The sequence below is a fragment of the Bradyrhizobium genomosp. I (2014) genome (assembly GCF_000261685.1).
GTDB lineage: Bacteria > Pseudomonadota > Alphaproteobacteria > Rhizobiales > Xanthobacteraceae > Bradyrhizobium.
The window spans coordinates 1-5175 of the sequence record NZ_AJQE01000012.1 but is presented as its reverse complement, the minus strand read 5'-3'; the positions used below and the strand labels follow the sequence as shown (position 1 = coordinate 5175).

Annotated in this window: 5 protein-coding genes, 1 pseudogene and 1 riboswitch; of the genes and pseudogenes, 4 read left to right on the top strand and 2 right to left on the bottom strand. The window is 66.4% G+C overall.

What is annotated here, in order from left to right:
- A pseudogene (locus tag IC50_RS00910) lies at positions 1 to 197 on the top strand (adenosylcobinamide-phosphate synthase CbiB); the annotation flags it as partial.
- Positions 198 to 208: 11 nt separating this feature from the next.
- A complete protein-coding gene (gene cobD / locus IC50_RS00905; RefSeq protein WP_035699412.1) occupies positions 209 to 1174 on the top strand; it encodes a threonine-phosphate decarboxylase CobD in 966 nt (321 codons plus the stop codon).
- On the opposite strand, the gene IC50_RS00900 is transcribed toward cobD, so the two are convergent.
- Entirely contained in the window at positions 1163 to 2611 is a 1449-nt protein-coding gene (locus IC50_RS00900) for a cobyric acid synthase (protein WP_035699410.1), read from the bottom strand. The genes cobD and IC50_RS00900 overlap by 12 nt on opposite strands.
- A gap of 12 nt (positions 2612 to 2623) precedes the next feature.
- The gene (gene cobO, locus IC50_RS00895) at positions 2624 to 3259 is read right to left on the bottom strand and encodes a cob(I)yrinic acid a,c-diamide adenosyltransferase (protein ID WP_035699408.1); all 636 of its coding nucleotides are present in this window, start codon (positions 3257 to 3259) and stop codon (positions 2624 to 2626) included.
- Positions 3260 to 3299: 40 nt separating this feature from the next.
- Positions 3300 to 3519, top strand: a riboswitch (cobalamin riboswitch).
- 95 nt (positions 3520 to 3614) lie between these two features.
- On the opposite strand from cobO, the gene IC50_RS00890 reads away from it, so the two are divergent.
- Together IC50_RS00890 and cobW are read left to right on the top strand one after the other, a co-directional pair.
- Positions 3615 to 3989 (top strand): DUF1636 family protein, encoded by a 375-nt coding sequence (locus IC50_RS00890; RefSeq protein WP_035699407.1) that lies wholly within the window; start codon positions 3615 to 3617, stop codon positions 3987 to 3989.
- On the top strand, positions 3986 to 5050 hold the full coding sequence (gene cobW / locus IC50_RS00885; protein WP_035699405.1) for a cobalamin biosynthesis protein CobW: 1065 nt from the start codon (positions 3986 to 3988) through the stop codon (positions 5048 to 5050). Before IC50_RS00890 ends, cobW begins: the two co-directional genes overlap by 4 nt.
- The last annotated feature ends 125 nt before the right edge of the window (positions 5051 to 5175 follow it).

The following is a 5175-nucleotide window of genomic DNA, read 5'->3' as shown; positions in this document are numbered from 1 at the left end:
CGGAAGCCGCGATGGCCGGCGGGCTCGGCGTGCGGCTCAGCGGCCCCCGCATCTATCACGGTAGCATCACCAACGAGCCCTGGCTGAACGAGGGCGCCCGCGATCCGCGCGCCGCCGAGATCGCCGGGGCGCTGACGGTCTACCGCCGCGCCATGCTGCTGCTCGCAGGCCTGCTTGCGGTCCTGGCTTTCGCGTGAAAGAACGGGGCATGCGCGAGCACGGTGGAAATCTGGATCAGGCCCAGCTGCGTTTTGGCGGCCGCGCGGAGGACTGGATCGATCTGTCGACCGGGATCAACCGGCTGCCTTATCCGGTAGGTGAGGTGAGCTTGCATGCGTGGAGCGCGCTGCCGTCGCGAGCCGAGATCGAGGCCCTGCATCGGGCTGCACAGCAGGCCTACCGCACCAGCGCACCAGTCCTTGCGATGGGTGGTGCGCAGGCCGCCATTCAATTGCTGCCGCAACTGGCGCCGCCTGGTCGCGCCCGCATTCTCGCGCCGACCTACAATGAATATGCAGGCGTCCTGTCGGCTGCAGGCTGGGAGGTCCAGGAGATCGCGGAGCCTGACGCGCTGGCGGGCGCGGATCTCGCCATCGTCGTCAATCCCAACAATCCCGACGGCCGGCGTCATATGCCAAGGGATCTGCTGGCACTGCTGCCGCGCGTCGGCCGTCTCGTGATCGACGAGAGCTTTGCGGATGCCGTGCCGCAATTGTCGCTCGCTCCCGAAGCGGATCGGCCGCGACTTTTGATCTTGCGCTCCTTCGGAAAGTTCTATGGCCTTGCCGGCCTGCGGCTCGGCTTCGCGATCGGCAATGCCGCCGATATCGCCAGGCTCGCGGCGATGTCAGGTCCGTGGCCGGTCTCGGGAGCGGCGATCGAGATCGGCTGCCGCGCCTTGCGCGACGAGGCCTGGGCCGGGGCCACGTCCGCGCGGCTTGCGCGCAACTGTGGCCGCCTCGACGACATGGCGCGGGCGCAGGGCTGGCGGCTTGTCGGCGGCACGCCGCTGTTTCGCCTTTACGAGACGCCTCAGGCGCTGGCCGCGCAAGAGAAGCTCGCGCGTCGCCAGATCTGGTCCCGCGTCTTTGCCCAAAAGCCGACATGGCTGCGCCTCGGGCTTCCCGGCAGCGAAGGCGAATGGGCGCGCCTTGCCGAGGTCCTAGCGCGCTAGCGCGAGCAGACCTTCGACGTCGAGATGTGTTTCGATGTGATCGGCGAGTGCATCGAGCGCGCTTTCGATCCTGGCGTGATAGGGCTCGTCGCCTGCGGGAATGTCGAGCCTGGCCAAGAATGCCTTGCGGAAATCATCCGAGGTGAACAGGCCATGCAGATAGCTGCCTTGCACGCGTCCATCCCGCGAGATCGCGCCTTCCGACTCGCCATTCAGTTTCGCGAACGGGCGGGCGCGATCGGGGCCGTCGGTCCGGCCGATATGGATTTCGTAGGCTTCGATCGGCTGCTCCGTGGCGGCATGCACGGCCGCAACACGCGTCAACGTCTTCTGCGGGCTCATCACCGTTTCCACATTGAGAAGTCCGAGGCCAGGTGTCTCGCCCGCAGGGCCTTCGATTCCATCGGGGTCCGCAACGCTGCGCCCGAGCATCTGATAGCCGCCGCAGAGGCCGAGCACGTGACCGCCGCGGCGATGATGCGCGAGCAGATCGATGTCCCATCCTTGCGCGCGCAGGAAAGCGAGATCGCCGCGGGTGGATTTCGAGCCGGGGATGATGACAAGGCGGACATCGCCGGGGATCGCTTCGCCAGGGCGTACCATCACGAGATCGACACTAGGCTCGAGTTTCAGCGGATCGAGATCGTCGAAATTGGCGATCCGCGACAGAGCGAGACAGGCGATCTTGCATTGGCCGGGCTTGCGCGCATCGCGCAGGCCGAGCGCATCCTCGGCCGGCAGTTCGCCGGCACGCGCGAACCAGGGCAGCACGCCGAAGCCGCGCCAGGCCGTCTTCTGCTCGATCAGCCTGTAGCCGTCGTCGAACAGCGTGGGATCGCCGCGGAACTTGTTGATGACAAATCCGCGGATCATCGCGGCATCGTCGGGGTCGATCACCGTCTTGATGCCGACGAGCTGGGCGATGACGCCCCCGCGGTCGATGTCGCCGACCAGCACGACCGGCACGTCCGCCTTGCGCGCAAAGCCCATATTGGCGATGTCGGCCTTGCGCAGGTTCACCTCGGCCGGACTGCCGGCGCCTTCGACCAGCACGAGATCGGCGCGCGCCTTCAGTCGCTCGAAGCTCTCCAGCACGGCACCCATCAGCTGTGGCTTCATTGCCGAGTAGTCGCGCGCACGCGCTGTCGCGATGCGCTTGCCGTGAACGATGACCTGCGCGCCGACATCGGTCTCGGGCTTCAGCAGCACCGGATTCATGTCGGTATGTGGCTCGACGCCGGCGGCCAGCGCCTGGAGTGCCTGGGCGCGGCCGATTTCGCCGCCGTCGATGGTGACGGCGGCGTTGTTCGACATGTTCTGCGGCTTGAAGGGGAGCACGCGCAAGCCCCGCCGCGTGAAGGCGCGCGCGAGGCCGGCGACGATGAGCGACTTGCCCACGTCCGAGCCGGCCCCCTGAATCATCAATGCGCGCGTCATCGCGGAGCCCAATCAGAACTCGACGCCGGCCTGCGCCTTGATGCCGGAGCGGAATGGGTGCTTGACCAGCGTCATCTCGGTGACGAGGTCGGCGATCTCGATCAACTCGTCCTTGGCGTTGCGGCCGGTGAGCACGACATGCGTCATCGGCGGCTTCTGCGTGGTCAGGAAGTCGACCACTTCGGCGATGTCGAGATAGTCGTAGCGCAGCGCGATGTTGATCTCGTCGAGCACGACCATGCGCAAGCTTTCATCGCGGATCAGTTCCTTGGCCTTCTCCCAGCCGGCGCGCGCGGCGGCGATGTCGCGAGCGCGATCCTGCGTCTCCCAGGTAAAACCTTCGCCCATCGCGTGGAACTGGCAGAGATCGCCGAAATGGCCGGTGAGAAGGCGTCGCTCGCCGGTGTCCCAGGCGCCCTTGATGAACTGCACGACCGCGCAAGGGAAGCCATGGGCGACGCAGCGGACGATCATGCCGAAGGCCGAGGAGGATTTGCCCTTGCCGCTGCCGGTGTGAACGATGATCAGGCCCTTTTCGCCGCTCTTGGCCGCCATGATCTTGTCACGGGCAGCCTTCTTCTTCGCCATTTTCTTGGCGTGTCGGGCGTCGGTTTCCTCAGCTGTTTGGGTATCCGGTTCAGGCGTCATGGTACCCGGTCCTCCGGCTTGACAAGTGGCGGCCACCGGCAAATGGTGGCCCGGCGTTGGTTCCTGTCCTATGACAGGCGAAGAGGGAATGCGATAGGGTCCGAATCGGCAAGATTTGGGTCCAAAATGCAGCCGCCCCCGCGACCGTGACCGGAGAGATGCCCGAAGCCACTGATCCCCTTGGGAATCGGGAAGGCGGGGATCGAAGGGCAAAGCCCTGCTCCGCAAGCCGGGAGACCTGCCAGCGCGGACGAGTTTTGGACCGGCGGACGGGGTGTTCCGCGACGGGGAAACGGGCCTCTCGAGTCAGGGCCCGTGCGCCTCTCGCCTCCCGCCGACTATCCTGGAAGAGGCGATGACCGTCACACTTCACGTCTGCATCACCTGCCGCGCCGGCCAGACGCTTGGCGAGGGCGAGACGACGCCCGGCAAGCGCCTGCATGGCGCGATCCTCGACGCCGGTGTGCCCGACGGCGTCAACGTGGTTCCCGTGGAATGCCTGTCGGCCTGCAGCCAGGGCTGCTCGGTCGCGCTCAGCGCTCCGGGCCGCTGGTCTTACGTCTACGGCCGCCTGTCGGAGACGAATGCGAACGACGTGGTCGCGGGCGCCGCGGCCTATGCGGCCGCGCCCGACGGCCTCGTGCCCTGGCGCAGCCGGCCGGAAATATTCCGCAAGCAGTCGCTTGCCCGCATTCCCCCCATTGCCGTCGTGCCGGAGGCCGCCGAATGAACTCGCTCGCAAAAGTCCCCGTTACGGTGGTTACGGGGTTTCTCGGTTCCGGCAAGACCACGCTGATCCGGCATCTGCTCAGCAATGCGGGCGGCAAGAAGCTCGCCGTGCTGGTCAACGAGTTCGGCAGCGAGGGCGTCGACGGCGAGATCCTGAAATCATGCGCTGACGCCAATTGTCCGGAGGAGAACATCGTCGAGCTCGCCAATGGCTGCATCTGTTGCACCGTCGCCGACGATTTCATTCCGACCATGGAGCAGTTGCTGGCGCGCCCCGTGAAGCCCGATCACATCCTGATCGAGACCTCGGGCCTGGCACTGCCAAAACCGCTGCTGAAGGCATTCGACTGGCCGGAGATCCGTTCGCGCATCACGGTCGACGGTGTGATCGCGCTAGCCGATGCCGAAGCCGTCGCTGCCGGCCGCTTCGCGCCGGATCCGGCCGCGGTCGATGCGCAGCGAGCAGCGGACGAGAATCTCGACCACGAGACGCCGCTGTCGGAAGTGTTCGAGGACCAGATCGCCTGTGCCGACATCGTGCTGCTGACCAAGGCCGATCTCGCCGGTCGTGCAGGGATCGAAGCGGCCAAGGCGGCGATCACCGCCGAGATGCCGCGCCCCGTGCCCATGCTTCCGGTGACGGATGGCGCGATCGACGCGCGCGTCATTCTCGGCCTGGGCGCTGCCGCGGAGAACGATCTCGCCGCACGTCCCTCGCATCATGATGGCGAGGAGGAGCACGAGCATGACGATTTCGCCTCTGTCGTGGTCGATCTTCCCGAGGTGACCGATGTCGATGCGCTGGTCGCCTCGGTGCAGAAGCTCGCGCGCGAGCAGAATGTGCTGCGTGCCAAGGGCTATATCGCCGTCGCGGGCAAGCCGATGCGCCTCCTGCTGCAGGCCGTCGGCGAGCGCGTGCGCCACCAGTTCGACAAGCCCTGGGGCACGGGTCTCAGGCAGTCAAAGCTGGTCGTGATCGGCGAGCACGGGGATATCGACGAGGCCGCGATCAGGTCAGGACTTGGTCTTTCAGGACTTGGTCTTTCAGGATCGGGCGTCTGATGCACGTCGTCTTCCGCGAGAGCCGCGGTCTGGAGGAGACCGCGACGCCAAGAGACATCGGCCAGGACCCGGCCGATCTCGTGGTGCTCTCGTACTCAGATTCCGATCTGGCCGCGTTCGCGGCC